This is a genomic window from Methylobacterium brachiatum (assembly GCF_020523825.1).
Lineage (GTDB): Bacteria > Pseudomonadota > Alphaproteobacteria > Rhizobiales > Beijerinckiaceae > Methylobacterium > Methylobacterium brachiatum.
Map to the genome: position 1 here is coordinate 194,136 of NZ_JAJALK010000011.1, position 26,152 is coordinate 220,287.

The 26,152-nt window shown below is 70.7% G+C and carries 17 protein-coding genes, 1 tRNA gene and 1 rRNA gene; 6 read left to right on the forward strand and 13 right to left on the reverse strand.

Translation table 11 applies throughout. The features are described 5' to 3' along the window. Positions 1 to 37 precede the first annotated feature (37 nt). The 3 genes from LGR69_RS22555 to LGR69_RS22565 all read left to right on the forward strand — a co-directional run bounded on the left by LGR69_RS22555 (position 38) and on the right by LGR69_RS22565 (position 2,497). On the forward strand, positions 38 to 1,132 hold the full coding sequence (locus LGR69_RS22555) for a CobW family GTP-binding protein (RefSeq protein ID WP_230367400.1): 1,095 nt from the start codon (positions 38 to 40) through the stop codon (positions 1,130 to 1,132). Positions 1,133 to 1,234: 102 nt separating this feature from the next. Beyond that, positions 1,235 to 1,735 (forward strand): hypothetical protein, encoded by a 501-nt coding sequence (locus tag LGR69_RS22560; RefSeq protein ID WP_230367401.1) that lies wholly within the window; start codon positions 1,235 to 1,237, stop codon positions 1,733 to 1,735. A gap of 57 nt (positions 1,736 to 1,792) precedes the next feature. Further along, entirely contained in the window at positions 1,793 to 2,497 is a 705-nt protein-coding gene (locus LGR69_RS22565) for an endonuclease III domain-containing protein (protein WP_230367402.1), read from the forward strand. 6 nt (positions 2,498 to 2,503) lie between these two features. On the opposite strand, the gene LGR69_RS22570 is transcribed toward LGR69_RS22565, so the two are convergent. From LGR69_RS22570 to LGR69_RS22585, 4 genes are all read right to left on the reverse strand, one after another. Further along, complete coding sequence (locus LGR69_RS22570) at positions 2,504 to 2,821, reverse strand: HPr family phosphocarrier protein (protein ID WP_007562246.1); 318 nt, start codon at positions 2,819 to 2,821, stop codon at positions 2,504 to 2,506. 441 nt (positions 2,822 to 3,262) lie between these two features. Continuing rightward, positions 3,263 to 7,819, reverse strand: a complete 4,557-nt coding sequence (locus LGR69_RS22575) for a translocation/assembly module TamB domain-containing protein (RefSeq protein WP_230367403.1) — start codon at positions 7,817 to 7,819, stop codon at positions 3,263 to 3,265. Then, positions 7,820 to 9,763 (reverse strand): autotransporter assembly complex protein TamA, encoded by a 1,944-nt coding sequence (locus LGR69_RS22580; protein WP_230367404.1) that lies wholly within the window; start codon positions 9,761 to 9,763, stop codon positions 7,820 to 7,822. A 345-nt stretch (positions 9,764 to 10,108) separates the two neighbouring features. Then, positions 10,109 to 11,050 (reverse strand): LysR family transcriptional regulator, encoded by a 942-nt coding sequence (locus tag LGR69_RS22585; RefSeq protein ID WP_230367405.1) that lies wholly within the window; start codon positions 11,048 to 11,050, stop codon positions 10,109 to 10,111. A 100-nt stretch (positions 11,051 to 11,150) separates the two neighbouring features. On the opposite strand from LGR69_RS22585, the gene LGR69_RS22590 reads away from it, so the two are divergent. Continuing rightward, positions 11,151 to 12,167 (forward strand): zinc-dependent alcohol dehydrogenase family protein, encoded by a 1,017-nt coding sequence (locus LGR69_RS22590; RefSeq protein ID WP_230367406.1) that lies wholly within the window; start codon positions 11,151 to 11,153, stop codon positions 12,165 to 12,167. A 797-nt stretch (positions 12,168 to 12,964) separates the two neighbouring features. On the opposite strand, the gene LGR69_RS22595 is transcribed toward LGR69_RS22590, so the two are convergent. The 4 genes from LGR69_RS22595 to LGR69_RS22610 are packed head-to-tail and all read right to left on the reverse strand — an operon-like array spanning position 12,965 to position 19,021. Then, the gene (locus tag LGR69_RS22595) at positions 12,965 to 14,275 is read right to left on the reverse strand and encodes a lysine N(6)-hydroxylase/L-ornithine N(5)-oxygenase family protein (protein WP_230367407.1); all 1,311 of its coding nucleotides are present in this window, start codon (positions 14,273 to 14,275) and stop codon (positions 12,965 to 12,967) included. Next, complete coding sequence (locus LGR69_RS22600; RefSeq protein WP_230367408.1) at positions 14,272 to 16,128, reverse strand: IucA/IucC family protein; 1,857 nt, start codon at positions 16,126 to 16,128, stop codon at positions 14,272 to 14,274. Before LGR69_RS22600 ends, LGR69_RS22595 begins: the two co-directional genes overlap by 4 nt. Then, positions 16,125 to 17,210, reverse strand: coding sequence for a GNAT family N-acetyltransferase (locus LGR69_RS22605; RefSeq protein ID WP_230367409.1), 1,086 nt, complete (start codon positions 17,208 to 17,210; stop codon positions 16,125 to 16,127). Before LGR69_RS22605 ends, LGR69_RS22600 begins: the two co-directional genes overlap by 4 nt. Next, positions 17,207 to 19,021, reverse strand: a complete 1,815-nt coding sequence (locus LGR69_RS22610; RefSeq protein ID WP_230367410.1) for an IucA/IucC family protein — start codon at positions 19,019 to 19,021, stop codon at positions 17,207 to 17,209. The genes LGR69_RS22605 and LGR69_RS22610 overlap by 4 nt, the downstream gene beginning before the upstream one ends. Before the next feature lie 152 nt (positions 19,022 to 19,173). Here LGR69_RS22610 and LGR69_RS22615 point away from each other — a divergent pair, with 152 nt between their 5' ends. Continuing rightward, positions 19,174 to 20,367, forward strand: coding sequence for an MFS transporter (locus LGR69_RS22615; RefSeq protein WP_230367411.1), 1,194 nt, complete (start codon positions 19,174 to 19,176; stop codon positions 20,365 to 20,367). Here the strand turns inward: LGR69_RS22615 and LGR69_RS22620 are convergent. Genes LGR69_RS22620 through LGR69_RS22630 form a run of 3 tightly spaced genes read right to left on the reverse strand, consistent with a single transcriptional unit; the run spans position 20,352 to position 24,178 of the window. Then, complete coding sequence (locus LGR69_RS22620) at positions 20,352 to 21,596, reverse strand: MFS transporter (RefSeq protein ID WP_230367412.1); 1,245 nt, start codon at positions 21,594 to 21,596, stop codon at positions 20,352 to 20,354. The two genes, LGR69_RS22615 and LGR69_RS22620, sit on opposite strands and share 16 nt — an antisense overlap. Further along, complete coding sequence (locus LGR69_RS22625) at positions 21,593 to 21,955, reverse strand: hypothetical protein (protein WP_230367413.1); 363 nt, start codon at positions 21,953 to 21,955, stop codon at positions 21,593 to 21,595. The genes LGR69_RS22620 and LGR69_RS22625 overlap by 4 nt, the downstream gene beginning before the upstream one ends. A 3-nt stretch (positions 21,956 to 21,958) precedes the next feature. Then, complete coding sequence (locus LGR69_RS22630) at positions 21,959 to 24,178, reverse strand: TonB-dependent receptor (protein ID WP_230367414.1); 2,220 nt, start codon at positions 24,176 to 24,178, stop codon at positions 21,959 to 21,961. Positions 24,179 to 24,483: 305 nt separating this feature from the next. Between LGR69_RS22630 and LGR69_RS22635 the strand changes: the two genes are divergently transcribed. Further along, positions 24,484 to 25,392, forward strand: coding sequence for a helix-turn-helix transcriptional regulator (locus LGR69_RS22635; RefSeq protein WP_230367415.1), 909 nt, complete (start codon positions 24,484 to 24,486; stop codon positions 25,390 to 25,392). A 242-nt stretch (positions 25,393 to 25,634) separates the two neighbouring features. Here the strand turns inward: LGR69_RS22635 and LGR69_RS22640 are convergent. Together LGR69_RS22640 and rrf are read right to left on the reverse strand one after the other, a co-directional pair. Then, positions 25,635 to 25,711, reverse strand: a tRNA-Met gene (locus LGR69_RS22640). Between the two features lie 104 nt (positions 25,712 to 25,815). Next, positions 25,816 to 25,931, reverse strand: a 5S ribosomal RNA gene (gene rrf / locus LGR69_RS22645). Positions 25,932 to 26,152: the final 221 nt, after the last annotated feature.

Consider the following 26,152-nt stretch of genomic DNA (forward strand, 5'->3'; position numbering starts at 1 on the left):
GTTGCCTCCGACCCCGAAAACCCCCATCTGCGCGGTCATGTCCCTGACCGCCTCGCCCGCTCCGGATCCGCGCCGCCCGGAGCCGATCCCGCTCACCGTGCTCACCGGCTTCCTGGGGGCCGGCAAGACCACCCTGCTCAACTGGCTGCTGCGCGATCCGGCGCTCGCCGACACGGTGGTGATCGTCAACGAGTTCGGCGAGATCGGCCTCGACCACCTGCTGATCGAGACGATCGACGAGGACATGGTCCTGCTCGGCGCCGGCTGCCTGTGCTGCACGGTGCGCGGCGACCTGATCGCGACCCTCGAAGACCTGCTGCGCAAGCGCGACAACGGCCGGATCAAGCCGTTCCGCCGGGTGGTGATCGAGACCACCGGCCTCGCCGACCCGGCGCCGATCCTGCACGCGCTGATCTACCACCCCTATCTCGTGCTCCGGTACCGGCTGCAGGCGGTGGTGACGGTGGTCGATGCGGTGACCGGCGCCGCCTCCCTCGATGCCCATCCGGAGGCCGTGCGCCAGGCCGCGGTGGCCGACCGGATCGTCCTGACCAAGGCCGACCTCGCCGACGACATCGCCGGGATCCGGGCGCGGCTCGCCGCCCTCAACCCGGCAGCGCCGATCCTGCCGCCGGATGCGGCGGCCGAGGACCTGCTCGGCGGGCTGTTCGGCCTCTACGGCAAGGGCGCCGACGTCCGCGCCTGGCTCGGCGACGCGGCCATGGAGGACGCGCACCACCACCCCGGCGACGTGAACCGCCACGACGCGGCGATCCAGGCCCTGTGCCTCACCAGCGCCGCGCCGGTGCCGCGGCCGGCCTTCGAGATGTTCATGGACCTGCTGCGCTCCGGCCACGGGCCGAAGCTCTTGCGACTCAAGGGGATCGTGGCGCTGGCCGACGACCCGGAACGCCCGATCGTGGTCCACGGGGTCCAGCACGTGTTCCACGCCCCCCTGACCCTGCCGGCCTGGCCCGATCCCGACCACACCTCCCGCCTCGTCCTGATCCTGCGCGACCTCGACCCGGCCTTCGTCCAGCGCCTCTGGGACGCCTTCCTGGGCCGTCCGCGCGTGGACGCGCCCGACGCCGCGGCGCTGACCGACAACCCGCTGGCGATCCCCGGGAGCTGAGCTGCCCGGCGGCACCGTCCTTGAAGCCATTGCCCCGAACGGCGCCTCCGGGGCGCCCCGCGTCCCGGAATGGGACGATTGGTCGAGAGGTCGGGACAGGCGATGGCGCGACGCTTCACCGTGATACAGGGCGGCCTTTCCGGGACGACGGCCCGGCAACCCGCGGCGGATCGGCCGCGCCCGGTGCTCGTCCTGGCCTGGAGCCGGGACGCTCTCACCGTCCAAACGGCCCCCGTCCTGCTCGATGCCGACGCCGCTGCGGCGGTCGACCGAGCGATCCGTGCTCGCCTGGCGGCGCTCGGCCGCGCGGGTCGGCCCGCCGTCCCCGTCCCCGCGGCGGATCGCCTCCGCCGGCCGCGGGCGATCCCGGCCGAGAACCTGCTCGGCGTGCGGCCCGCGGGCTGGGCGCCGCCCGAGGTCGCCGTGCCGGTCGTCGCGGATCGCAAGCCGGCCGTCGCCGTGGCGTCCGAAAACATCTGGGGCCGGCTCTCGGCCCGGAGCGGCGCCCTCCGGTCGGCATTCCTGCGCCGGGTCGAGAGATTCGCGGCCGGCCCCTTCGGCCCCGGCGCAGGCCCCGTGGCCTGGCGCCGGGTGCGGGGCTGAACGGGGCCGTCAATCCGCCGCGTGTCGCGCCGGCCGTCCCGGCCCTAGCTGCTTGCCATGACGCGCAACATAACCCACGGCCTCCGGCCCGCACCGCGACGGACCAAGGCCCGCGCCGCGCCGCAGCCGGGTGAGGTCGGCCGGGTCGCGGCGGTGCTGGCGCGGCTCGCCGAGGCCGATCCGGACCCGAAGGCCGGGTTCGACGACACCGATCCGTTCCGGCTGCTGGTGACCGTGCTGCTCTCGGCGCAATCCACCGGCCCGACGGTGGCGCGCATCGCCGACGCGCTGTTCGCCCGGGTCACGGATCCGGCCGCGATGCTGAAGCTGGGCGAGGCGCAGATCACCGAGATCATCCGCCCGGTGGGGCTCGGGCCGTCCAAGGCGCGCAACATCGTCAAGCTGTCGGCGGCCCTGATCGAGACCTACGGCGGCGCGGTGCCGCGCAGCGCGGCCGAGATGCGAAAGCTCCCGGGGATCGGCCGCAAGAGCGCCGAGGTGACGGCGAATTTCGCGTTCCACGAGCCGGTGATCGCGGTGGACACCCACGTGTTCCGGGTCTCGAACCGGATCCCGCTGGCCCCAGGCGCCACGGTGGACGCGGTGGCCGACGGGCTCGCCCAGGCCGTGCCCGAGCGGTTCAAGGACGGGGCCCATATCTGGCTGTTCCGGCACGGGCGCGACATCTGCACGGCCCGCAAACCCGCCTGCACACGCTGCCCGGTCTCGGACCTCTGCACCTGGCCCGGCAAGGAGACCTGAGCCGGCCTACTCGTCCTCGCCGAAGCGGTTGGCGAGCAGCGCCTCGATCGTGTCGAGGCAGGTCTCCGCATCCGGGCCGACCGCGGTGACGGCGATGCGCGTGCCCATGGCGGCCCCGAGCGTCAGCAGGCCCATGATCGAGCGGCCGCCCACCGTCTCGCCGGCCCGGGTCACGGTCACGGCGGCGTCGAAGCGCTCGACGGTCTGGACGAACTTCGCCGAGGCCCGGGCATGGAGGCCGCGCCGGTTGATGATCGGCAGCATCCGCAGGAAGCCGCCCTCGGGCACGGGAAGATTGTCGTCCGTCTCGAACAGGTCGTCCATCGCCCTTCGTGTTTCCCGCCCGGATTCCGGCTGATCGCGCCGCTTGCTTCGACACCTAAGCAGACTTGGCCCGGCCGGCCAACGGATCTTCGGCCGAGGTGTTTGAGCCGATGGGGATTTTGAACGCGAAACCGCGCCGCTGTGTGGTGGAGTTCGCACCGATCATTGGTCGATCGCGGCGATACGGCGGGATCGAGGGGACGAGAGTTTCTTACCGCTCGGCGTCGCGCCGGTGTGCGCCTACGGCAAAATCGATCGCTCCGTCATCCCGGGGCGCCGCAGGCGAGCCCGGGATCCAGAAACGCCGCCGGTGCAAGACCTTCACCTGTCGGCGGCTCTGGATCCCGGGCTCCGCTACGCGGCCCCGGGATGACTGCGAGGATGATCGAATGGTTCAGGCAGATCGCGAAACGAAGACAGACGTCCGGTGCGCCCTCGCCCCTACCACTCGTATTCCGCCCCCACCCCCAGGCTGGTCCGGCCGTCACTCCCAGCTTCGCCCTTCAGCTTGATCCGGCGGGTGACGTCGACATCCACCCCCACGGCCGTGTCGGCCGGATTGGCCCCGGCCTTCACGCCGACGCTGACCCGGTCCGAGATGTAGCGCGAGGCCCCGAGCGCCGGGCCGCCGCTCGCGCCCGTGGAGACGTCGAGGCTGTCGAGGCCCAGCCCCTTGCGGGCCTGCTCGAACACGTCCGGGCCGGCGGCCCCGCCCGAGAGCTGCGCCACCGCCTGGGCGAGCTGCAGGGCCTGGAACGGCGACAGCCCGCCGGCCGCCTTCTTGAACAGCAGGCGCGACAGGATCTCGTCCTGCGGCAGCACCGGATCGGAGGTCAGGGTGAACTGCGGCGCGTCGGCGAAGCCGCTCACCGCCACCCGGGCGGTGACGTCGCCGGCCTTGGTCTCGGCGGCGAAGTCGAGGGCCGGGGTGGCGAGGCTGCCCGCGAAGGTCAGGTTGCCGCGGCTGAAATCCAGGCGCTGGCCGACGAGCTGGAACACCCCGCGGCGCAGGCCGAAGCCGCCCACCGCGTTCGGCGACCGCGACGTGCCGGTGACCCGGAGCGACCCGCCGAGCTCGGCGTCGATGCCGCGCCCGCGCACGAAGATCCGGCTCGGCGCGTCGATCCGCACGTCCAGGGTGGCGTCGAACGGCACGGCGGGTTTGGTCGCGCGCCGCCCGGGCTTCCCTGCCGCCTTCCGGTCGGCCCGCTGCGCCAGCCGCGCCCGGGCCTCCGGCGGGGTGTTGACGTGGCGGACACCCGGCAGCGGCCTGACCGTGGCGGGCAGGCGGTCGGGCACGGCCACGTCGATCGACACGACATCGACCCGGCCGGTGATGCGCGGCGTCCGGGCGAGCGGACCGGAGAGGTTGAGATCGACGCTCGACACCGCGGTCATCAGCGGGCTGGAGACCAGCTCGGCCCTGTCGGCGGTGACGTGGAACTGACCCGGAAAATCCGGCTCCAGGGCGACCCGGCCGGTCACCGAGAGGCGGCCGCCGTTGCGGGCCGAGGCCGTCAGCCGCTCGACCACGAGGCTGTCGCCCCGGCCGGTGACGCGGCCGTCGATGTCGGTGAGGCGGATGCCGTTGAGCGGGTCGGTGAAGCTGCCGCCGGTGAGCACGGCCGAGCCCTGGGCCCGGGGTGCCGCGAGGGTGCCGGTGACGCCACCGTCGACCGCGATCCGCCCGGTGACGCTCTGGCCGCCGACGCTCAGGAGCGTGTTGGCGAGCGACGCGTCGAGGGTGCCGCGGGCGCGCAGGTTCAGCGGACCGCCGGCCTCCACCGGCAGGGAACCCGCCACGGTCAGGGCGACGCCCTTCCCGGCCGTGACCCGGCCGTCGAGACTGGCCTGCCCGTCCGACAGGGTGCCCTTCGCGCTGGCATCCACCGGCGGCAGGCCGGCCTGGCGGGTCTGCGGCGCCACGAGCTTGGAGATGGTCAGCGCGTAATGGCCCTCCGGGCTCGCGGCCGGCCCGTGCAGGTCGGCGTCGCCGTCCAGCGTGCCCGAGAGGGCGAGGTCCGGCGCGGCGATCCGGGCGAGCGACAGCGGCAGCGCGCGGATCGCCACCTTGAGATCCAGCGCCTGGCCGGCTCGGCCCGAGACCGTCACCCGGCCGGAGCCGGCCGCGATCGACAATCCGTCGATCACCGCGCCGCTGTCGCGCAGGGTGATGCTGGCCGGACCGGTCAGGGCGAAGCGGTCGCCGCCGCGAGCGGCGGACAGACGCTGGATGTCGATGCGCGTGTCGTCGGCCGGCACGAGCCGGACCGCCCCGTCAAGGTTGAAGCCGCGCGCCTTGGCGGTGAGCGTCACGTCGCTGCCCGCCGGGCTGCTGAGCGCGGCCAGCCGCACCGTATCGATCTGCTGACCCGCGGCCAGCAGCCGGTCGGCGTCGAGGCGCCCATCGAGGACCGGGTAGGCGCGCAGGTCGCGGCCCTTCAGGTCGGCATCGAGGCGGTTGAGACCGTAAGCGCCGTAGCGCAGGGCGGCACCGGTCGCCCGGATCGCCGCGTCCTGGCGGCCGCCGTCGCGGGCGAGGTTCACCGTGGCGTCGAGCTGCCCGGCCAGGGGCTCGGGGGCCAGCGGGGAGATGTCGGCGAGGTTGCCCGCCTTCACCGAGAGCGTTCCGGCCGACAGCCAGGTCTCGGCCGCCACGATCGCGTTGCCCGAGACGGAGACGGAGCCGAGATCGAGGTCGAGCCGGTCGAGCACCCAGTCGGCCCCCGCCTTCGCGACATGGGCGCCGCCGCGCAGGGCCTTGCCGGCGACCTCGCCGGACAGCTTCAGGGTGCCGTCGGGCGCCAGCAGCGCGTCGCTGAGGACGGCCTCGGCGCGCAGGTCGCGGATCGGCTTGCCGTCCGCGGTCGCCGACGGCGCCGTGACCGTCGCGGCCAGAAGCGGATGCTCCAGGGAGCCGGTCATGCGCGCGTCGATGCCGGCGCGGCCGGTCAGGCGGCCGTCGAGGTCGGCAAGGCTCTTGAGGTCGACCCGTCCGGTCACGTCCGCGGCGGCCGAGGTCGCCTCGCCCTGCAGGGTCGCGGTCAGGCCGGAACCCTCCAGGCGCAGGTGGTCGAAGCCGTAGCCGTCATAGGATTGCGACACCCGGCCCTGGAGCGTCGGGGCGCGGCCGAGCACCCGGTCGGCCGCCGCGATCCCGGTGGCGAGGCCGGCGCTGGTCACGGTGAGGTCGGCCGCCAGCGCCTTGCGGGCCGGATCGCCGCTGAGGCGCGCCTTGGCGTCGAGGCTGCCGGCGAGCCCGCGCCCGGCAAGGCCGGAGAACACGGCGAGATCCGGCAGGGCTGCGTCCAGCGTGCCGGCGAGGGTGTTCTGGCCGACGCGGCCGGCATAGCTCGCCTTGGCGGTGTCGGATTCGACCCGGAGGCTCGCGACGTCGATCACCCCGTCCGGCCCGGAGGCGGCCCGCAGGGTCAGCTGCGCGCGACTGCCGATCGCCCGGCGCAGGGCCGGATCTGCCAGCCGCAATCCCTCGACCTTGCCGTCCGCCGTGATGGCAAAGCGCTGGGCCGACGGGTCGCCCTGCGGATCGACCCCGAGGCGCGCCTCGACGCGCTCCAGCGCCGATTCGCGGCTGCGCAGGCCGGCCGCGTCGAGGTTGCCCCGCACCGTCGGCGCGGTGAGCGGACCCTTCACGCTGCCATCGAAGACCAGCTTCTCGATCTCGGCATCGCCGGCCTTGGTCACCGCGCCCTCGGTGGGCAGGGCCCGGGCCTGCAACGTCAGGTCGGCGATCCGGTCCTTGGTCAGGCTGCCGCCGGCGGCGAGCCGCGCGGTGCGCGAGGTCAGTTCCAGCCGGTCGATCCGGAAGGCGCCGCTATCCGCGAAGGCGACGCCGCCGTCGAGCTTGGTCGTGCCGGCGAACACGGAGGCGGCCGGCCCCGGCACCAGGCCCTCGATCCGCGCGGCGAGGTCGAGCGCCAGCCGGCGCTCGGCGCCGATCCGGGAGATCTTGGCGCCGCCCTTGGCGCCGATATCCGGGCCGGCGGCGAAATCGAGCCGGGCGTTCCAGGCATCGAGGGTTCCGGTGCCCGCGAGGTCGAAATCGATCGGCGGCGTGCCAGGGACGTTGGCCGCCTTCGACAGCAGGCCGCCGGCCGGCTCGACGAGATTGGCCCTCAGCTCCAGCTTGTCGCCCTCCGGCACGTAGACCAGGGAGAGCAGGAAGCGCCCGGCGGCGTCGAGGCGCTGGGCCCTGGCCTGCAGGTCCAGCCCCTCGCTGGCCGCCCCGAGCCGGGCCTTGCCCTCCGCCGAGAGCCGCGCCGGCTGACCGGCGACGGGCTCGCCCAGCACCAGCTCGGCCAGCTTGAACCCCTTGATCTCGACCTTCACGGGCAGGTCGGGCAGCAGCTTGCCGTCGGGCTTGGCCTCCGGCGGGGTCGGCCCGGGAATCGGCCGGCGCAGGACCTCGAGCCGTCCGATCTCGAGGCTGTCCACCTCCAGCCGTCCCGACAGAAGGGCGAGCCGGCGCCAGACGATCCGGGCCCGGTCGAGCTTCAGCCAGACGCCGTCGCGGTCGCTCACCGCCACGTCGCGGATCGTGGCATCCGAAGAGAGCGCGCCGTCCACCGCGCCGATCGCCACCCGCGACGACGGGGTCGAGAGCGCCCGGGACAGGAGCCCGCCGAGCACGGATTTCTCGCCGTCGTCGGCGTGAGTTGGGACGGCGGTGGGGATCAGAAGAATAAAGAGAAGCGCGAGGCAGGCCAGCACAAGCGCGGCCTTCCTGCCTTCCCTGCAGACCACGAGACGCGCAGATTCGTGCGTGAAGGCCGCGACGAGCCCCCTCTCCCGTTCGGGAGAGGGTTGGGGTGAGGGACCAGGTTGCTCCGGAAAAGTCGCACCCCTGTCCCTCTCCCGAACGGGCGAGGGGACCCGCGCCGCATCCTGACGGGTGTGAGGTTGGCACGAAAACGGGTCGCCGCCGGGGTTCACCGCCGACGAACCGGCCTGTCTCAGCGTCCCGAAAAAACCAGCCATTCAGAACGCCTGCCCGAGGCTGAGATACAGGACGGCCGGGCGGACATGGCCGCCCTTGTAGGGATCGAGCGGGAAGGCGAGATCCGCGCGGATCGGGCCGATGCCGGTGTAGTAGCGCAGGCCGATGCCCACCGATTTCCGAATCTTCTCATCGAAATCCGGCAGTGACGAGGCGAAAGCGGTGCCGGCATCGAAGAACGGCACCACCCCGATCGTGTCGGTGATCTTGATCCGCGCCTCCAGCGAGGCTTCGAGCAGGCTGCGGCCGCCGATCGGCAGGTTGAACGGCCCGATCGGCCCGAGCGTCCGGTACGGATAGCCGCGCACCGAGCCGCCGCCGCCGGCGAAGAAGCGGAAATTGTCCGGGATGTCCCCGAGCGGCGCGCCGGACACCGAGCCGAAGCCGATCCGCCCGGCCAGGATGTACCGGGACTCGTCGTCCAGGGAATAATAGGTCGAGCCTTGCGCCTTCGCGACGACGATCCCGGGCGACGAGATCGCACCGGGATAGGCCGCCAGCGAGGCGATCGCCCGGAACCCCTTGGTCGGGTCGAGCAGGCTGTCGGTCGAATCGTAGGTCACCGAGGCCGGCACGCCGATCAGCCGGTAATTGACCGTGCCCAGCGCATCCTTCGAGCGACCGGCCTGGGCATCCAATCCGATCTGGGCCGAGAACGTGTCGGAGAACCGGTGCCGGATCGCCGCCGAGACCCCGCCGCCATCCACCAGATAGCTCTGCTGGACCTCACGGGTGATGAAGGCGTTGGCCAGGAAGTCGTTGCGGGTGCCGCCGAGCGCCGGCTGGACATAGGTCGCCGACAGGCGCCCGCCGAGTCCGTTGGTGCCGATCCGGGCGATCTTGCGCTGGGTCGCGAACGGATCGTTGCCCAACCCGAGGTAGTAGATGTCGGCATCGAGCCGGAACGTCTCGCCGCCCCCGAACAGGTTGCGGTTGGCGTAGTAGGCGCGCACCCCCGGGCCGTCGACCGTGGAATAGCGCGCCGAGACGCCCACGAGATTGCGCTCGCGCTCGGTCAATTCGGCGAAGAGCGGCAGGTTTCCGTCCGCGTCGAGCGCCGTCCCTTCGCGGACCCGCGCGGCTCCGATCGCCTCGATGCGCGTCAGCGATTTGCGGATCGCCGCCACCGCCTGGGGCGAGTACGGGTCCCCCGGCTCGGCATAGATGAACGACCGGATCGTCGCCGGGTCGATCCCCGGCGCACCGCTGACCGCCACAGGCCCGAGCCCCGCTACCGGCCCGGGATCGACCGTGAAGGTCACATCCATCACGTGGGCGGCATCGTCCACCACCGGATCGCGCGCCACCACCTTGGCGAAGGGGTGCCCCTGCGCCCGGAATTCGTCCACGATCCGGGCTTCCCGGGCCAGCACCGTGGCCGAGCGGGCCGGCACGTCCTCGTCCACCCGGGTGATCCGCGGCGGCAGCACATCGTCGGGGAACGGCCGGCCGGCGACGTCGCGGACCGTGATCCGGCGCAACGTATAGAGCGGCCCGAGATCCACCGCGATCCGCACCGGCACGAGGCCGCGATTGCGCCACCGCTCCGCGGCCCCCACGGCGGAGGCGGCCGCGGCCTGACCCGCCACCGGCACGGAATCGATCCGGATCGCGGCGGTCCCTTGGTAATAGCCGTAGCCCGACAGGACATCGGTGAGCTTGGGCAGATCGGTCTCGGCCCGGCGCAGGAGCCCCTCCCCGTCCGGCGGCGGGTCCTGGCGCAGGCGGTAGAGGGTCGAGATGTCCTTGAGCGCCTGAAGCACGTCGGAATCGTCGGTGCCGGTGATCCGCACCGCATACGGCAGGGCGGTCGGGCTCGGTGCCGGCGGCTCAGGCTCCGAGCCGAACAGGCCGAACAGGTCGAAGGCCCGTGCCGTCTCGGGCTGCGCGGCAACGAGCGTCACGGATGTTGCCGCGACAAGCATCAGCCGCGGCAGCGCACGCGGCGCACCGGACAGACTCGATCGACCCAGGCGAACGGACACGCGCAAAACGCGGTCTTCAGCTCCGTTCGCAGTCGGCGGCGCGGCGCGCGCGATGATACGTCATGATCCCCCCTCCGCAGCTGAAGCCGCGTCCCCGCACGTATTGTAAAGCTCCGGGTGCCGAACGCCAAATCCGGGCGGCCCGGCCTGGGGACGGACGGGGGATGACCGGGGCGGGAAACGCCTGCCCGGGACAGGTCGGGAAGGCCGATCCGCTGGTGCGAGCACGGCGGCATTGCCGCGCCGAACCGCGATATGACGCGCCGACGGCGCCTGCGCCTGGTCTCAACCCGATGCGGGCGATCGGCCGCTCTCGGCCCGGAAGGTCGATTCCGCGACCAGCGCTGCCAGCGCGTCGATCGCGAGGCGCACGCGCAGCGGCAGATGCGGGCTCTGCGGCCAGAGCGCGTGGCTTTCAAAGGCATGCGCCGGCAGATGGTCGAGCACGGTCACGAGTCGTCCCGCGGCCACGTCGTCCCGGATCAGCCAGGCTGGAAGCCAGGCAAGGCCGTGACCGCCGAGCGCCGCGTCGCGAAGCGCGCCGAGATCGTCGAACTGCATCCGGCTCGGCGGGACGATCTCCGTCGCGGGGCCGCCCGGTTGTGGAAACAGCCAGGAGCGTACCCGCCCGGGACGGCCATAGAGCACGGCGTGATGGCCGGTCAGGTCCGCCAGGGATTCGGGCGCGCCCGCGCCATCGAGATAGCGCGGCGCCGCGCAGACGCGCATGGGCTGGGACGCGATCCGCCGCGCGATCAAGCCGGGCCAATTCTGCAACCGCCCGTTGCGCACCACGAGGTCGAAACCGTCCTCGACCACGTCGACCAGCCGGTCACTGAAGTTGAGATCGAGCTCCAGCTTCGGATGTGCGTCGGCCAGGCGGATCAGGATCGGCGCGATGCGCAGGCGCCCGAACAGGACCGGCATCGAGACGCGCAGCCGGCCCGCGATCGTGTGCCGGCCGGAATCGAGCAGCGCGGTCGCGAGCTGCACCTCGCCGAGGGCGCGCCGCGCATGCTCGAACAGGGTCAGCCCGTCCTCGGTCAAGGCGAGGGAGCGGGTCGTACGGTGGAACAGCCGGACACCGAGCCGGCGTTCCAGCCGGGCGATGCTTCGCCCGACCGCCGAGCGCGTCAGGTTCAGTTTCGCGGCCGCCGCGGCGAAGCTGCCGGCCTCGACGGCCGCGACGAACATCGGCAGGTCCGCCAGCAGATCACCCGGAATCATTGTTGCCCCGCATGCACCGATCCGGGTCCGAACTATCGCCACAGGGGTCCGTCGATCAACGCTACGCATCACCGGTCGGCAGACGATCGGAGATTCGCGAATGACCATGATGAGGCGTTGGGAGATGACCGGCTTCGGCCGCGAGGCACTCCGGCTGCAGCGGGTCCCCATCCCTGAACCAGGGCCGGGGCACATCCTGGTGAAATCCGCGGCGGTGTCGTTGAACTACCGCGACACGCTCGTGATCCAGCACGGGATGGGGCTCGCCCTCGATTTCCCGTTCACCCCGGCATCCGATCTCGCCGGGACGATCGCGGCCATCGGCGCGGGCGTCACCCGCTTCCAGGTGGGCGACCGGGTTCTGACGACCTTCTTCCCCGGCTGGATCGACGGCTCGGCCCCGGGAACCGCGAAGACTCTGGATGTCGGAAGCCTCGGCGGCGTCCATCCCGGCGTCCTGGCAGAATACATCGCCGTACCGGCGGATTGGTGCGTCGCTGCTCCGCACGGCCTCGATCTCGTGGAAGCCAGCACCCTGCCCTGTGCCGGTCTCACGGCCTGGTTCGCGCTCGTCGAGCGCGGGCGACTCAAGGCTGGCCAGAGCGTGCTGGTCCAGGGGACCGGCGGCGTCGCCCTGTTCGGTCTTCAGATCGCCAAGGCGCACGGCGCCGAGGTCTTTGTCACCTCGGGTGCCCCCGAGAAGCGCGAACGCGCGCGCGCCCTGGGCGCCGACCACGCCATCGACCGCGACGATTGGGTCGAAGCCGTCTATCGGCTCACCGCGGATCGCGGGATCGACCACATCCTGGAGATCGTCGGCGGCGCGCACATCGCGCGATCGCTCGAAGCCGTGGCCGTCGATGGGCGCGTCTCGGTGATCGGCGTCATCGCAGGATACGACCTGTCGGGCGCCGCAGGGAACCTGATGCTCAAATCCGCCACGGTCCAAGGCATCCGCGTCGGCCATCGGCGGGCCCTCGAAGACCTCGTCCGAGCCGTGGACGTCATGGCGTTGAAGCCGGTGATCGATCGACGCTACGCTCTCGAGGACGTGCCCGCCGCTCTCGATCACCTGGAGCGCGGCCCCTTCGGAAAGATCGTCATCGGGTTCGACTGACCGCAAGGCGGCGGGCGGGGCTGCGTCGCGGGCCCCTCCCCTGCCTCGGCGCGCCACCACTTTTTCCGCACAATTGGACCCTGATCTAGCTGTTCGACGTTCACACCAGACCTAGCCCTGAACGCAGCAAGGTCGGCCTGCGCGAGCGGACCGCTTGGTTTATTTGGTGGCGTGTCCTTGATCGCGGGAACCAACAACACCCGATCCCGGTGAAATTCGGCGATCAGTATTGCGCAAGGATTGTTGGTTGAAAGGTGCACAAAAACTTTTTCGTGAAGTAGATTAAGAGAACTATACCAAAGCTATCGGCATTGCTGCCCCGCATAGCACTTCTTACATCACGCCCGCGGCGCCGTCGCGTGCAGAGGGAGGGGCGCGCGCGGTGATCGGGCGTTTTGTGAAGTGCTCTGAAATCGAGCTCGACTTACTTTCGGTCCGCGAACAACCGTATTGGTCTCGCCCTGTCGGATTCGAGGACAGTCAGTTGCTCCCTGCCGTGTAACGCGCTCTGGAATGCCGGCAGCATCGGATCGTCCCAGGACCATACAGATCGATCGGCTCAGGATAAGAAGCCGATCCCCATATACATGGACAGCATTAGGGTCCCATTCCAGCGCGTCTGGAGCAACCCTAAGCGGCATTACAAACCCGCAGCGGAATTGACCCGTTGCTTGTCCGGCGCGGCCCAATGCGATCGTTCGGGGGTGAAACTCGGCGGGGTATCGAACTGCGCTCGGGTGTTGAAATGACCCCTCGAGCGAAGCGTTCTCCGTATTCAATCAATTGGGGCAATCCCGTTACTGGCGGCCTTCTCCCCCGTGAAACTCGCGCTCAGGATGGGTGGTGGACCAGGTCAAGGGCATCGCCGGTGGAGCAGTTTCGAAGACCGGGCGCCCGGCCAAGGCGTTGACGATGACACCGCTGCGCCATGCCATGAGGCTGAGTTGCGGTTCTGCGATGCCGTGGCTGACGAGGCCGCCGTTGAGGACGAAGAGGCGGTGGTCCGCGGGACCGTCCCAGGATGCGGAGAAGTCCGCGCCGATCTCGGGCCGGCCATCCTCGTCGAGGGTGAGGCGCTCGCGTAGCGGATCCAGGCACGTCGGCAGCGTGTAGCGGTAGCCCGTGGCCAGGATGACGATGTCGGCGTGGGCGACCTCGATGCCCCCGTCGAAGCCGTTGCGCATGATGAGGTGGTAGCCGCCAGCCCGATCGACATCGAGCACCGTGCGGTGGGGCAGCAGGCTCTTGTCGAGGCGTTTCTTGGCGAGATGTCGGAGCATGTAGAGGCGCTGATAGATCGCCCGCAGGGTGGCGGCCGAGATGCCGTCGCCCGCAAGCTTCTGGCGTCCCACCGTGGAGCGGCGCCGCGCCTCCGGCAGAGCGTGGAAGCTCTCGACGTAGCCGGGCGTGAACAGCTCGTTCGTGAACGGCGTCGCATCGATCGGCTGGAAGTTCGGGCGCCGGCTAATCCAGGAGAGAGCGGCGGGCGCGTCCGAGTCCCGGTTCAGCAGGTTCAGCACGATCTCGGCGCCGCTCTGGCCGCCGCCGATCACCGCGACCCGCTTGCCCGCGATCCGGTCGAGGGCGAAGATGGCCTGGGAGCTGTGGACGTGGTCGCGCGGGTCGAGCTTCTCCGCAAAGGCGGGAAGGCTCGGCTGCAGCCCGACTCCGAGGGCGAGGTTGCGGGCGCGTGCGGTCCCCCGGTCGCTGTCGAGGCGGAAGGCCCGTCCCTCGAAATGGACTTCGCGGATCGCGGTGCCGAAGCGCAGGCTCGGCAGCCGGGCCGCGACCCAGGCGAGATACTGCGCGAATTCCCGCCGCGGCACCGCCTCGAACTCGGCGTTGAGGAATTCGTAGAAGCGCTTCTGCGCCACGAGATAGGCGAGGAAGCTCCAGGGGCTCGTCGGATTCACCGCCGTGACGAGATCCTTGAGGAAGGAGGTCTGCAGCGCGACGTCCGGAAGCATCATGCCGGGGTGCCAGTCGAAGGCCGGCGCCCGGTCGAAGAACAGAGCATCGAGGTCGCCCACCGCGTCAAGCTGTGCCGCGAGGCTCAGGTTGAACGGGCCGATGCCGATGCCGGCGAGGTCGAGCGGGTGGTCCGTCATGATGCGCGGGATCCTGCCTGTGTGCCTGCCCCGACGCCGTTCGCGGCGCCGGCTTCCACGAGCGCGGAGGCTTCCGCGCGATGGAGCGGGTTGATCAGCGGGTTGCCGAGCCGCGGCACCGGTCGCAGGTTGGAATCGCCGTAGCCGAGGCTGAGACGCACGCGGTTGATGCAGATCCGCGGCACGGTCGGCGCGAACAGCTCGAACTGGCGGAATCGGTCGGCGAGGTCGGGGTGCCGGGCCTGATAGCGGCGCAGAGCCCGCGCGAGCGCGCCGTAGAAGGCGACCTCGGGCAGCCCATCGCTGCGCAGGAGCGCGTCCGAGACGAAACGCAGCAGGCTGGCGAAATGGCCGGTCTGCAGGTGCTGCAGCAGATGCGTCGCCGGCCGCCGCAGCAGGGTCTCCCGCACCCCCTCCGGCAGGTCTGCGGCCTCGGGAAAGTCCTGGTCCACGAGGTCGGCGTCGCCCTGAAAATCCTTCAGCGCGACGCCGCAAGGCACGCCATCCTTCAGGATCAGGGTCACGTTCTGGCCGTGAGCGATGAAGCCGACGCCGTAGCGGCAGAGGAAATGGTAGAGCGGCACTGCGACGTGGTCGAACAGCCGTTCGAGCCAAGTTTCCGGGGCGAGGCCGGAGCGCGCAATCAAGCTGGAGACAAGCGGGCGGCCCGCAGCATCCGCCTTCAGGAGCGCACCCATCATCATCGCGGATCGGCCGGGCTCAAGGCGGCCGGCGATGCCCTCCCGCCAGATCACCCCGAGCATCTCGCGGTACTGGTAGGGCGCCGCCGCGATCCGCTCGTAGACGGGGTGGGGGTAGAAGGCGCCGGCCCGCTCGCGCAGGATCACCGTGCCGGCAAGCGCCGGGTCCCGCGCGGCCTTGTCCGCGAGCCAGGCCGAAAAAGCCGGGCCGATCGCCATGTACTGGCCTGGCACCCCGCGCCAGGCGGAGGTGTTGAGGATCGTGAGTGCGAGCTTCACGTCGAGGCGGCCGTCCGCATCCGCGCGGGCGAGCGTCCGCAGCGATTGCTGGGGCAGGTAGGCGCGGCCGAAGACCCCGAGGGGGACGAGGCGCCGCGCCGCGATCTCGCCCGCGAAGTGCAGCACGATCTTGTTGTCCCACTGCCAGGGATGGACCGGCAGGAGCAGGTGAGTCGTGGAGTCGACACCCTGCGCAGCACAGGCTGCCGCCAGCCGAGCGCGCTCGGGCCCGTCGAGGGAATCGGCCACGAGGTCGGCCTCGGCGAGGCCGGGCTCCAGGCTGAGGCGGCAGACGGTGCGGTCCGCCGCGATCCAGAACAAGCGGATCTCGGGGCTGAACTCCGGTGCGTAGGCCTCGAAATCCGCCAGCCCCCAGCCGATCCGCCCCTTGCTGGCGGGCGCTTTCGGGTGGCCGTCGAGATAGGCCTGCAGGATGCGGTCGCTCAAGGCGAGGAAATCCGACCCCGTCATGTCCCGGCCAATCGCCGCGATGCGGGCATCGGCCGAGAGCGTGCTCAGCACCTCTCCCGCATAGGCGCAGAGGGTGGCTGGCTCGATCGCGAGCGTCCGGCTCGCATCCACGAGGAAACCCGCTGCGTCGCCGGCCGGGCTCACATGGGCGCCCGCGATGCGAACCAGGCTGGCCGGATCAATCGCGAGGTTGCCCCAGATCCGGCGCTCCGCAGCGAAGCGGTAGGCGATCCCGTCGTCGAGGCGCAGAAGCCACTGGGTGCCGGCCCGATCGGTGGGCTCCGGCGCCAGCGCCTCCTCGAAGGCGAGCTCGGCGATCGTCTTGGCGATGAGCGCCCGGTTGAGATCGAGCCAGAGCGGCGCCGTCACCGCCCCGCCGTGCGGCAGCGGGCCGGCGCTCACAGGGGGACCTCGCGGAAGAAGCGCTCGCGCTCGCAGCAGACCAGGGCCGCGCGCTTATGGGGGAAGTCGAACTCCTTCAGCGTCTCGTAGGCCGCATCCGCGCAGTAGCTCAGCATCTTGCGGTGCGTGGCCCGCGGCTCGCCCATGATCCGCCGGGTCCGGGGTTCGTCCAGGAACAGGTAGTGCGTGATCGCCCTGAACCAGGCCAGCGTCTTCGGCCGTCCCAGGTGCTCGACATTGCCGATCAGCCCGTGCCAGCCGCGGTCGAAATCCTCGGCGTCGTAATAGGGCCCGAGCCGGTCCTCCTTGGCCCAGTAGAACTCGAAATAGCCGACCGGCACGTCGTCGAAGCTGCCGATCACCCCGAACAGGTGCGGGTCGGCCTCCTGGTCGGCGAGGTAGCGGTCCAGCTCCGCCTCGCTCTGTGCGAGCTCCCAGTAGAAGGCGACGCGCTTCTGGTTCATCCAGCCGTGGAACAGGCCGAGGTCGTGCCGCCGATCGATGGCGCGAAACGACAGGGTCGTGCCGAGCTGCGGCAGCCAGCGCCGGTAGAACGGGCCGTTCGGCTGTGGCGGTCGCAGGGGCGGCAGCCGGTCTTGCGGCCCGAGCTGCGAGCGGATCAGCGGATAGGCCGTCCGCGCCCCGGCGGTCAGCCAGAGCAGGGGGAGCTGGTAGAACAGGGCACGCTCCACGATCGCGTCGGGGGCGGCCGGGGTATTCTCCACCGTCGCGGCCAGGGCGAGCAGGGCCGGCGCGCCCCCGAGTCCGGAAACGCGCAGCCGCCGCGCATCCGGGCAGCGCTGGAACGCAGCCTCGACCAGGGCCGTCACGACCGGTGCGTCGGCGGGATGGCGGCCCACGGAGCCGGTGAGCGCGAGGCGCACGCCGTCCGGGTCTGAGCGCAGCTCTGCTTCGGCGATCGGCTCGCCATCGCGCAAGGCAAGCAGCCGGGCCGCGCGGACATCGCGAGGCAAGCACTCGACCGCGATATCCGCGTCGGCGACGGGCCAGTGGCGGCTCGTCCCGGCCCAACCGTCCAGCACCGTCCCGGAGGCGGCATCGATGCAGGGGCGCAGCGTCATGACCGGACCGCCCTGCGACCGCGCGGTTCCACCAGTGGGTTCGGAAGGTCCACGTAGCTCGCCAGGGGGTCGGTCACGTCGGTGTTCTCGTTGATATTGCGGAAGCAAATCATGAAGTTGCCCTTGCTCCCCAGGGCCGGGGCGTCGAGCAGCAGGCGCAGGCAGGTCCTGTCCCGAAGATCTTTCGCGGTGAGCGCCGCGACGAAGCGGCTCAGGGCCCCGGTGAGGGCGGTCTCCGGCGCCAGTCCGGCAATGCCGATCGCCCCGGTGACGGCGAAGACGCTGTTGACCACGAGGTAGTAGGCCATGATCCGCGCGGCCTCCGCGGAGGTCAGGAGGTGCCCGGCTTCCAGGTCGAGCCCGGGTGCGGCCTCGCGGAGCGCAGGCAGGAATTCGCGCACGAAGCCCGTGCCCTGGCAGTCGCGGAAGAAGGTCGCGACCGGCCAGCCATCCTCCAGCCCGAGGACCAGGTTCTGCTGGTGCGCGCCGAACAGCAGGCCGAGCGCGCACTGGATCTCGAGGATCGGCCCCACCGTGACGGCGAGGAAGCGCTCGAACCAGCGCAGGGCCACGGCTTCAACGGGGCCTGCACCGGCGGAACCTTCGCGCGCGGCGATGCGCAGGATCGTATCGGCCAGCCCGCTGCCCCGCCCGTCAGGATAGACCTCGCAGAGGGCGGCCAAGACCGCGGCCGGCCACTCGTCCGCCCCGCGGAACGGGTTGTCGCGCAGCGCCACGATCGTCTGCGGCAGCAGCTTTCCGTCGGCCCCGCGGAGGGCGAGGTAGGCTGGTTCGCCGAGGACGCGGAAACACGGCCAACGCGCGGCGATCTCCGTGCCGACCGGGCCGCGCAGCACCGCATCGACCACGAGCCCGCGCGTGCACTCGACGTCCTTGATGAGGCGCAGCGAGTTGGTGAGCCGGAGGCTCAGCGAATGCTTGAGCATGAAGCGCGCCTGCGGTGCGTAGAGGCTGCGCAGCGAGGTGGTCGCGTACCAGGGCGCGCCGGCATGACCGTGGTCGCGCAGGCGCCCGGTGCGGAACAGGGCGTCGATCTCGGGATCGAGCGCGAGGCGCGCCGCCTGCCACGGATGCATCGGCAGGAGCACGCGGCCCTCGCTCGCGGCGCGGATTTTTGGATCGAAGGCGGGGTCCGCCGTGGCGAGACCTGAGCAGAGGTCGGCGGCGCTCTCCGTCCGCGCGGAGCCCTGGACGACCGCCTCCGGCGCCGCCGACCACCAGCGCAACGGAAAGCCCCGTCCGTATTCGGGGGCGAAGCGGCGCGAATCCGTGAGGGTGAACTCGTCCCGGCTGCGCGGGGTCGGGTGCACCGAATGGCCGAAGCGGAGCGCCCGCTCGGCTTCGAGGAAACTCGGGTCGCGCCTCAGGAAGATGCCGGGCGCTGGGGCGTGGGCGAGAATATCCTCGACGGTTGCGAGGCTCTGGAAGAGCCGACGCAGGAAGGTCGGCGCAGCCTGGGGGGCAGTCGGTCCGACAATGGTGGGCTCGTTGGCGACCGCGGCGGCGAACTCGGCGAAGGCGATGATGCGGGACGGCTGGCCGACGCGCCGCTCGCGGAACGGCAGTCGGAACACGTGCTGGCCAACGGACGAGACATGGGTGACCGCGATCTCGACCACCGAACCCCGGCGCGGCAGCGGGACGCGCAACAGGGGACGCGCCGAATCGCCCGCGCAGGAATCGGCAGCCGCCAGGGTCCAGCCGGCCCATTCCCGCATCAGGCTGTTGAGGAAGCTGCGTGCCGATATCTGGCAAGCAACGTCGGCAGATGAGATGTCAGCTTCGATCATTCGATCCTCTTCATCTCGCGGTATGGCCTATAAATGACCATATAACGCGGCGCAATGCGGGATCATTACTATAGAACTATTTTAAATATACCATTTGATGATTGCCATGTTCGAAATTGCGCCGATAGAATCTGCCCACGGACGGAGATGTCATGGTTCGAATCGATGCGCGCGCTCCCGGGGATGGGGCGGCCGAGCGGCTATCCCTTGCCGCGGCCTCAGTGGGGTTCGGGCAATCGGCGGTGCTCGCCCTGGTACCGGTGGCGGCCGAGCGCACGGGACTCGATGCGGCCGCGATCGGGGGCGTCGCCTTCGCCGGTGCGGTCGCGTTCCTGGTCTGCGCGCCCCTCTGGGGGCATTGGGGGACCGGCTGGGGCCTGCGCCGGCTGTTCGCGGTCCTGGCCGCCTTGATGACGCTCGGCCACGGTCTGTTCGCCCTCGCCCTCGCGGTGCCGAATCTGCCCACCGCCTCGGCCCTGGCGCTGCTGGTCATCTCGCGGATCGCCTACGGGGCGGGCGCGGCCGGGGTGATGCCGCACGCTCAGGCCGCCGTGGCGGGGGCTGTGGCGGAACCGGCGCGCCCGACGGCGCTCGGCCGACTCAGCGCGGGCCTGTCGGTGGGGCGCATCCTCGGCTCTCTGGTGATGAGCGTCGGAATCCTCGGAACGGCTGCTCCTCTGGTGGCGCTGGCGGCGAGCCCACTGCTGCTCCTGGCCGCGCCCGACCTTGCGGGCGGCCCCAAGGCCAAGCCGGCGAGAATGCACAGCCACGGCGGCCTGCGCGGGGCCGGTCCGCTCATGGGGATCGGCTTCGCCCTGACCCTGGGCCTCGGCCAGATCCAGATCGTGCTCGGCCTGCTCCTGCAGCAGCGCTTCGGCTTCGACGCCGCCGCGGCAGCGGGACTGGCTGGCGCGACCTTCGCCCTCGTCGCGGTGACGATGATCCTGACGCAGCTTCTTCTGGTGCCGCGCCTCGGCCCGAACCTGCGGCGCAATCTCGGCCTCGGGCTCGCCGGCTTCGCGGTGGGCACCGGTTTGATCGCCTGTGCCCCCGGCGCTTGGCTCGCCATGCTCGGGGCTGTCCTGGCGGGCGCCGGCATCGCCCTGGCGACCCCGCATTACACCGCCGCCCTGGTCGCCCGGGTGCCCGTGCAGGCTCAGGCCGCAGCCGCCGGCTGGCTCGCGAGCGTCCACGTGCTCGGCCAGGGGATCGGCGCCCTGTGCGGCGGCGCGGCATTCCGGATCGCGCCGGCGCTGCCGTTCTGGACCTGCGCGGCCCTGGGGCTTGCCCTGATCGGCGCCGCGGCGCGGCTTCGGCTGGACGATCCTCGTCATCCGGTCGCCTGATCTGTGCGGCCCGAGCCGAGCAGGCGAACGGTCGCCACGGTGGCGAGGCCGGAGAGCAGCGTGGCCACCCCGAACAGGGCCCCGTAACCGAGGAGGTCGGCGAGCTTGCCCGAGATCAGCGCGCCGACCAGGTAGACCACGAGCTGCGCGCAGGCAAGGATCGTGAAGTCGGTGCCCGGCTGCTCCGCGGAGGAGACCGCCATGAACAGGCTGTAGAGCGCGACGATCTCCATGTAGCGGATCAGGGTCTGGAACCCGGCCGCGCCGAAGAGCGGCCCGAGGCCGACCACGGCCCCGAGGGCGTGGGCCGTAAACAGGCCGAAGCAGAGGGTCCGCAATCCGCCCAGCAGGCCGAGGGTCGCGGCCGTGCCGTAGCGACGGACCAGCAGCGCCGCGACGCCGGAGCCCGCGAGTCCTGCGATCATCGCCGAGACGCCGGACAGGTAGCCGATCCGGTCGAGGGGCACGCCCGCATCGACGAGGTAGGCGCCCTCCATCGCCTTCACGAGCCCCTCGCTCACCCGGTAGGTGAGCGCGACCCAGAGGATGGTGCGCACCTCCGGCCGTCGCAGGAAGGCCCGGATTGAGGGGCGCGGCGCGGAGGCGCCGATCTCCGGCGCCCCCTCGCGCATGGCGAAGGCGGCGAACAACGGCGGCACCGAGAAGGCGGCTGCGGTCAGCAGCATGCCGGCCCAGCCGACATGGTGGTAGAGGACGAGGCTCAGCGTACCGCCGACCACCACCCCGAGGGCCACCGAGCCGCCCTGTATGGCGTTGCCAATGGCGCGATCCTCCGGCCGCAGCCGTTTCACGGCGTAGCCGTCGGTGGCGATGTCCTGCGTCGCGATCAGCAGCGCGGCGAGGAAGCCGATCCCGATGATCCCGGGCACATTGGTAGGGCCGAGCGGCAGCAGAGCGAGGATGCATCCGATCACGCCGACCTGTGTCACCACCACCCAGCCCGCTCGGTGGGCCCGCGCAAAAGGCCGTACCCGGTCGATCAGCGGCGCCCAGAGGAACTTCAGGACGAGGGGCAGGAACAGGAGGCTGACATAGCCGATCGCCGCCCGGGATACGCCGGCCTCGCGCATGATCGGCGGCAGCGCCGCGGCGATCAGATAGGAGGGGATCGCCTGCGCCATGTAGAGGGCGGCGAGCACCGCGAAGAGCGACATCCGCTCGCGGCGACCTGCTTCCCGAGCGGCCAGGGCGGTGGGAGCCGCGCTCATGCCAGGTAGGCCTGCGCGGCGGCCCGGGCCGCGGCCTCGTCCGGGGCGATCGTGATGGGGAAGGTCCAGAGTCGGCGGAACAGGTCGGCGCTCGCCTCCTCGAAGCCCGGCCGCACGATCACGAGGCCGCGGCAGCGCCGGTCGAGATCGGCGCGGGTGCGCTTGAACCAGAGGGCCTGGGCTCGTTCGGCGGCGGCCGAGAGCTTGCCGATGCCGCCGAAGATCAGGATCAGCGCGAACGGCGCGGACCGCGCCCCGACCTGCTCCAGGGCGTCGAGATAGGCGGTCTCGTCGCCGGGCTCGGGCGGCCCGAGATAGCGCAGGACCACGAGGTCGCCGGTCTCCTCGAGGGCGACCATCCCTCAGAAGGTCCGGCGGTAGCCGACCGTGACGGTGCGCCCGAGCCCGTAGACGGTCAGGTTGCGCACCGCGGTCGCGGTCGGATTCCAGTAGGCGCGGTCGAACAGGTTGTCGACGGAGGCATAGAGTTCGCCCCCGGCGAGCGGCGCGCCGATCGCGGCGTTCACCGTGAAGGCGTCCTTGAGGCGATAGCGGGTGCCCACGAGGTCGATGCGGGCGTCGCGGCCGCTGAAACCCTCGCCCTCGACCCGGAGCGAGACGCCGTTCGCGAACAGGTAGGTCCCCGAGACCGTGCCGTGGAAGGGCGCACCGATGCGGTTATTCGGCAGGTCGCTGTCAAGGCGGCCGTCCTTGTTGGTGTCGTAGCGGCCCTCGCGGTAGCCCAGCACGGTGCCGAGGTTCAGCTGCTCCGTGACCTGCGCGTTCCCGACGAACTCGACGCCGTAGATCATCTCCTTCTGCTGGCTCAGGCGATTGGTGAGCGGGTCGAAGGTCGTGCCGTCGTCGGAGGTCGACACGAAGCCGCCGAGGCTGCCGGAGAAGATCCCGCTCCGGCCGCGGATGCCGAAATCGTAGGAGTTCACGATCTGCGCCTGGGGCGCGATGCTGGCATAGGCGATGGTGGTGCCGGCGGGCAGGCAGAAGGGCCGCGTCACCGGGCAGGCATAGGCCAGCGACAGGCCGGCCCGGCGCGTGAAGGCGCCGATATCGGCCAGCGCGTAGCCCTGGCTGAAGCCGCCGTAGAGGTCGAGGCCGGGCACGAGATTGAAGGTCGCCCCCGCGTTGAAGGTCGGGGCCGAATAGGCAAACTTGCCGCCGGTGACGTTGAGGGCCGGCAGGACGAAGGTCGAGTAGCCCAGCGCGTTGCGCGCCGCCGTCGCCGCGAAGGTCGTCGGTCGCGTGAAGCCCGACACGTCGAGGTCGAAATGCTCGTAGCGCATGCCGGCGCGCAGGGTCAGCCGCTCGCCCACGGGCAGCTGGATCAGGGCGAAGCCGGCATAGCTGTTCTGCTGCAGGGGCGTGAATACGTCGGTGCCGTCTCGCGCCCGCTGACGGGTGGATTCCGAGATCACGTCGGAGCCCCAGGTCAGCTTCAGCCCGGGCAGGAGGGCGCTCAGGTCCGTGTCGAAGGTGAGGTTGATGCCGCCGCGCTCGGTCGCGAGCGCCGTCTGGTTGGCGAGGCTCGTGGGCGCGGTCGGGTTGAACGAATACGTGACGAACGGATTGGCCGGGTAGGCGAACTGCGTGTAATTGAAGCGCTTGTTGATGTCGTTGTAGAAGCCGAGGATCGACAGACTGCCGAGCGGCGTATCGCGGTCCGTATAGCGCAGGTAGAGCGAGCGCGTATCCTCGGCGACGGGCAGCCCGATATAGGGCCGCGCGTAATTCGGTCGGGCGAAGGCGCCGGTGTAATCGGTCAGGTAGCGCGGATCCTGGTTGAGCAGGATCTGGGTGAGGCCAAACTCGACGCGCTTGGCCAGATCGAGGTCGTAGCCGAGCCGCAAATTGATGTTGCCGAGCTGGAAGCGGTCGCCGCCACCCTGTCCGAGCTGGCCGTCCGAGGGCAGTTCCCGGCCTTTGCCGTCATAGGTACGGGCGGCGAACCGGCCGGAGCCGGTGAAGGCGTAATCGACGCCGTCCGGCACCTTGCCGGTCACGCTGATCGAGGTCTCGGGCGCAACGCCGTGGACCGGGTCAGCCGTGAAGGTCCGGACCGCGGTGTTGACCGTGACAACCGGGGCCCCGTCCGTCGGGCGCCGGGTGATGAAGTTGACGGTGCCGCCGGTAGCGCCCGCGCTGTAGAGGCTGGAGGCGCCAGCCACCACCTCGATCCGTTCCACCGAATTCAGGTCGATCAGGTTGAGGAGGCGTGAGACGTCGCGCAGCGGCGTGTTCACGGGCACGCCGTCGATCAGGACCAGGAGGTTGCGGCCCCGGAAGTTCTCGGAGGCGCTGGAGATCGTCCCGTTCGGTACCGTGAAGCCCGGGACCAGCTTCGAGAGTACCGCCGAGGGGTTCGGGGTCAGGGCAAGCTGCTGGCGGATCTGCTCGCGGTCGACGATCTGGACGCTCTGCGGCACGTCCTCGATCCGGCGCGGCGCACGGGTGGCCGTCACGGAGATCTCGTCGAGCGCGATGGCGGGGGCCGCCGTCTCGGCTCGGGCCGCGCCGGCCAGGGCCGTCCCCGCACCGAGGATCGCGAGGAGACGAAGAGTACGCATGATTGTCAGACCCACCCCTGCACGTCCGCACGGGAACGCATCTCGAACCTGCCGAACCCTCGCGCACGCGTGGGGCGCAGAGATGCGCCGATCGGCGGATGGTTTAAAACTAGTCTAATGTAATATCAGTTCGTCTTCCGGGTCCCTATCGCCAAGTTGAAGGCGCTGGAACTCTCGACATCTCCCAATGTCTCTAGCATGGTGATCCCCGATCAGCTTGGACTCTGGCGCGATCGCGTGCGGACTGCTGCGCAGCCAGGGATGATCGAGGGCGGGATGACGGAACAACAATGCTCGACACTGCGATGACAGCGCCGCCGCGCCCCGCATCCGGTGATGCGGGAGCGGGCGCGGTCCCGCGGACGGTCGAAGGCCCCGATTCCATTCCGTTCCAGGGCCGAACGGCGATCTGCCTCGTCCCGGATCTCGGCATCGCCTCGGTGTTCGAGCCGTCCCGGTGTTGGCGGGACGAGGGGCCGGGCGAGCGCCTGATGCTGGTGCGGCCCGCGGTCGGACGTCTTCAGGTGACCCTGGGCAGCCGCAGCGTCGCCTGTTGCTCGCGGGACGCGCTGCTCGTCTCCGCGAGCCGGGGCGCCGTCTTCGAGGCTCTGGGCGTCGACCGGATCGACTTCCTGGCGATCGAGCGGGATCGGCTGACCGGCCCGCTTGCCGCGCTGGAGACCGGGCTCGTCCGGCGGATCGGCCGGGACCATCCCGGCCTGCAGACCCTGACCGTCTATGGAGCGAGCCTTCTGCGGGGGCTGATCCCGGTCGGCTCCGTTGGCATCGCCGACTTGGTCCGCGCGCATCTCGCCGAGCTCCTCGCCTTTACGGTCCGCGAGCCGGCCCCCGTGACGGTTTTTCCCGGCCCGAGCCGGCGCGATCTACGGATCCAGGCGCTCAAGGCCGAGGTCGAGCAGCGCCTCGGCCGGCCGGACCTGAGCCTCGACGCAGTCGCGCAGGCGCAGCAGATTTCCAGCCGACAGGTCCAAGCGATGTTCCAGGCGGAGGGTGAGACCTTTTCGGGCTTCGTCCTCGCCCGCCGCCTCGACCGGGTGATGCAGCGCCTCACCGATGTCGAGGACGACCGGCCCGTCAGCGCCATCGCTTTCGATGTCGGGTTCGGCGACCTGTCTTACTTCAATCGCACGTTCCGCAGGCGCTTCGGCCTGACGCCCTCAGAGGTCCGCCGATCGGGCAGGGCTGCCGAGTGAGGGCTCGCTACGCTCGAAGCTTGGACGGCCGGAACAAGTCCTTAACCGGATGCCCGCGCATGAGCGGCAAGGAACTCTCAGAGTCAGAAGATTGGAAGCGTCGGTCTGGAACGCGTGGCGCACGCGCAATGCCGTCCCATCGACCGAGCGACGCAGGCAGGCACGCGTGGCCCCGAACACGAAAAACCCGGCTCGCGTTAGCGAGCCGGGTTCTTTGAAGGGTCGAGTCATCGAAAGAGATTTGGTTGCGGGGACAGGATTTGAACCTGTGACCTTCAGGTTATGAGCCTGACGAGCTACCGGGCTGCTCCACCCCGCGCCAAGGTTGTGCGGCTGGTCCGGGCTGGCTGATCGCCTGTGGGGCGGGCTCCGGGGCCGATCGCGCTGATCGTGATGAGGGAACGATGTGATTGCGTTGTGCGGGTCTGGCGGCGACCGACTCTCCCGTGCCTTGAGACACAGTACCATGGGCGCTGGCGTGTTTAACGGCCGAGTTCGAGATGGGATCGGGTTCTGGGCACGCCGCTCAAGCCACCAGACCGGCGCAACGCAATTTTTTGGGACGGGGCCGTGCAGGGTGCTGCGACGGCGTGTGTCCGGTTCGGCAAGCATGCAGCGTCGGGCGCTGCGGGTCTTCGTGTGGCTGTGTCTGGCGTGATCGGCACCCGCTTTGCAGCGGCTGCCGATCACGCACGGACACGGATCACGGGAGCGATCAAGTCAATCGGGCGATTAGTACCGGTCGGCTCAACGCGTCGCC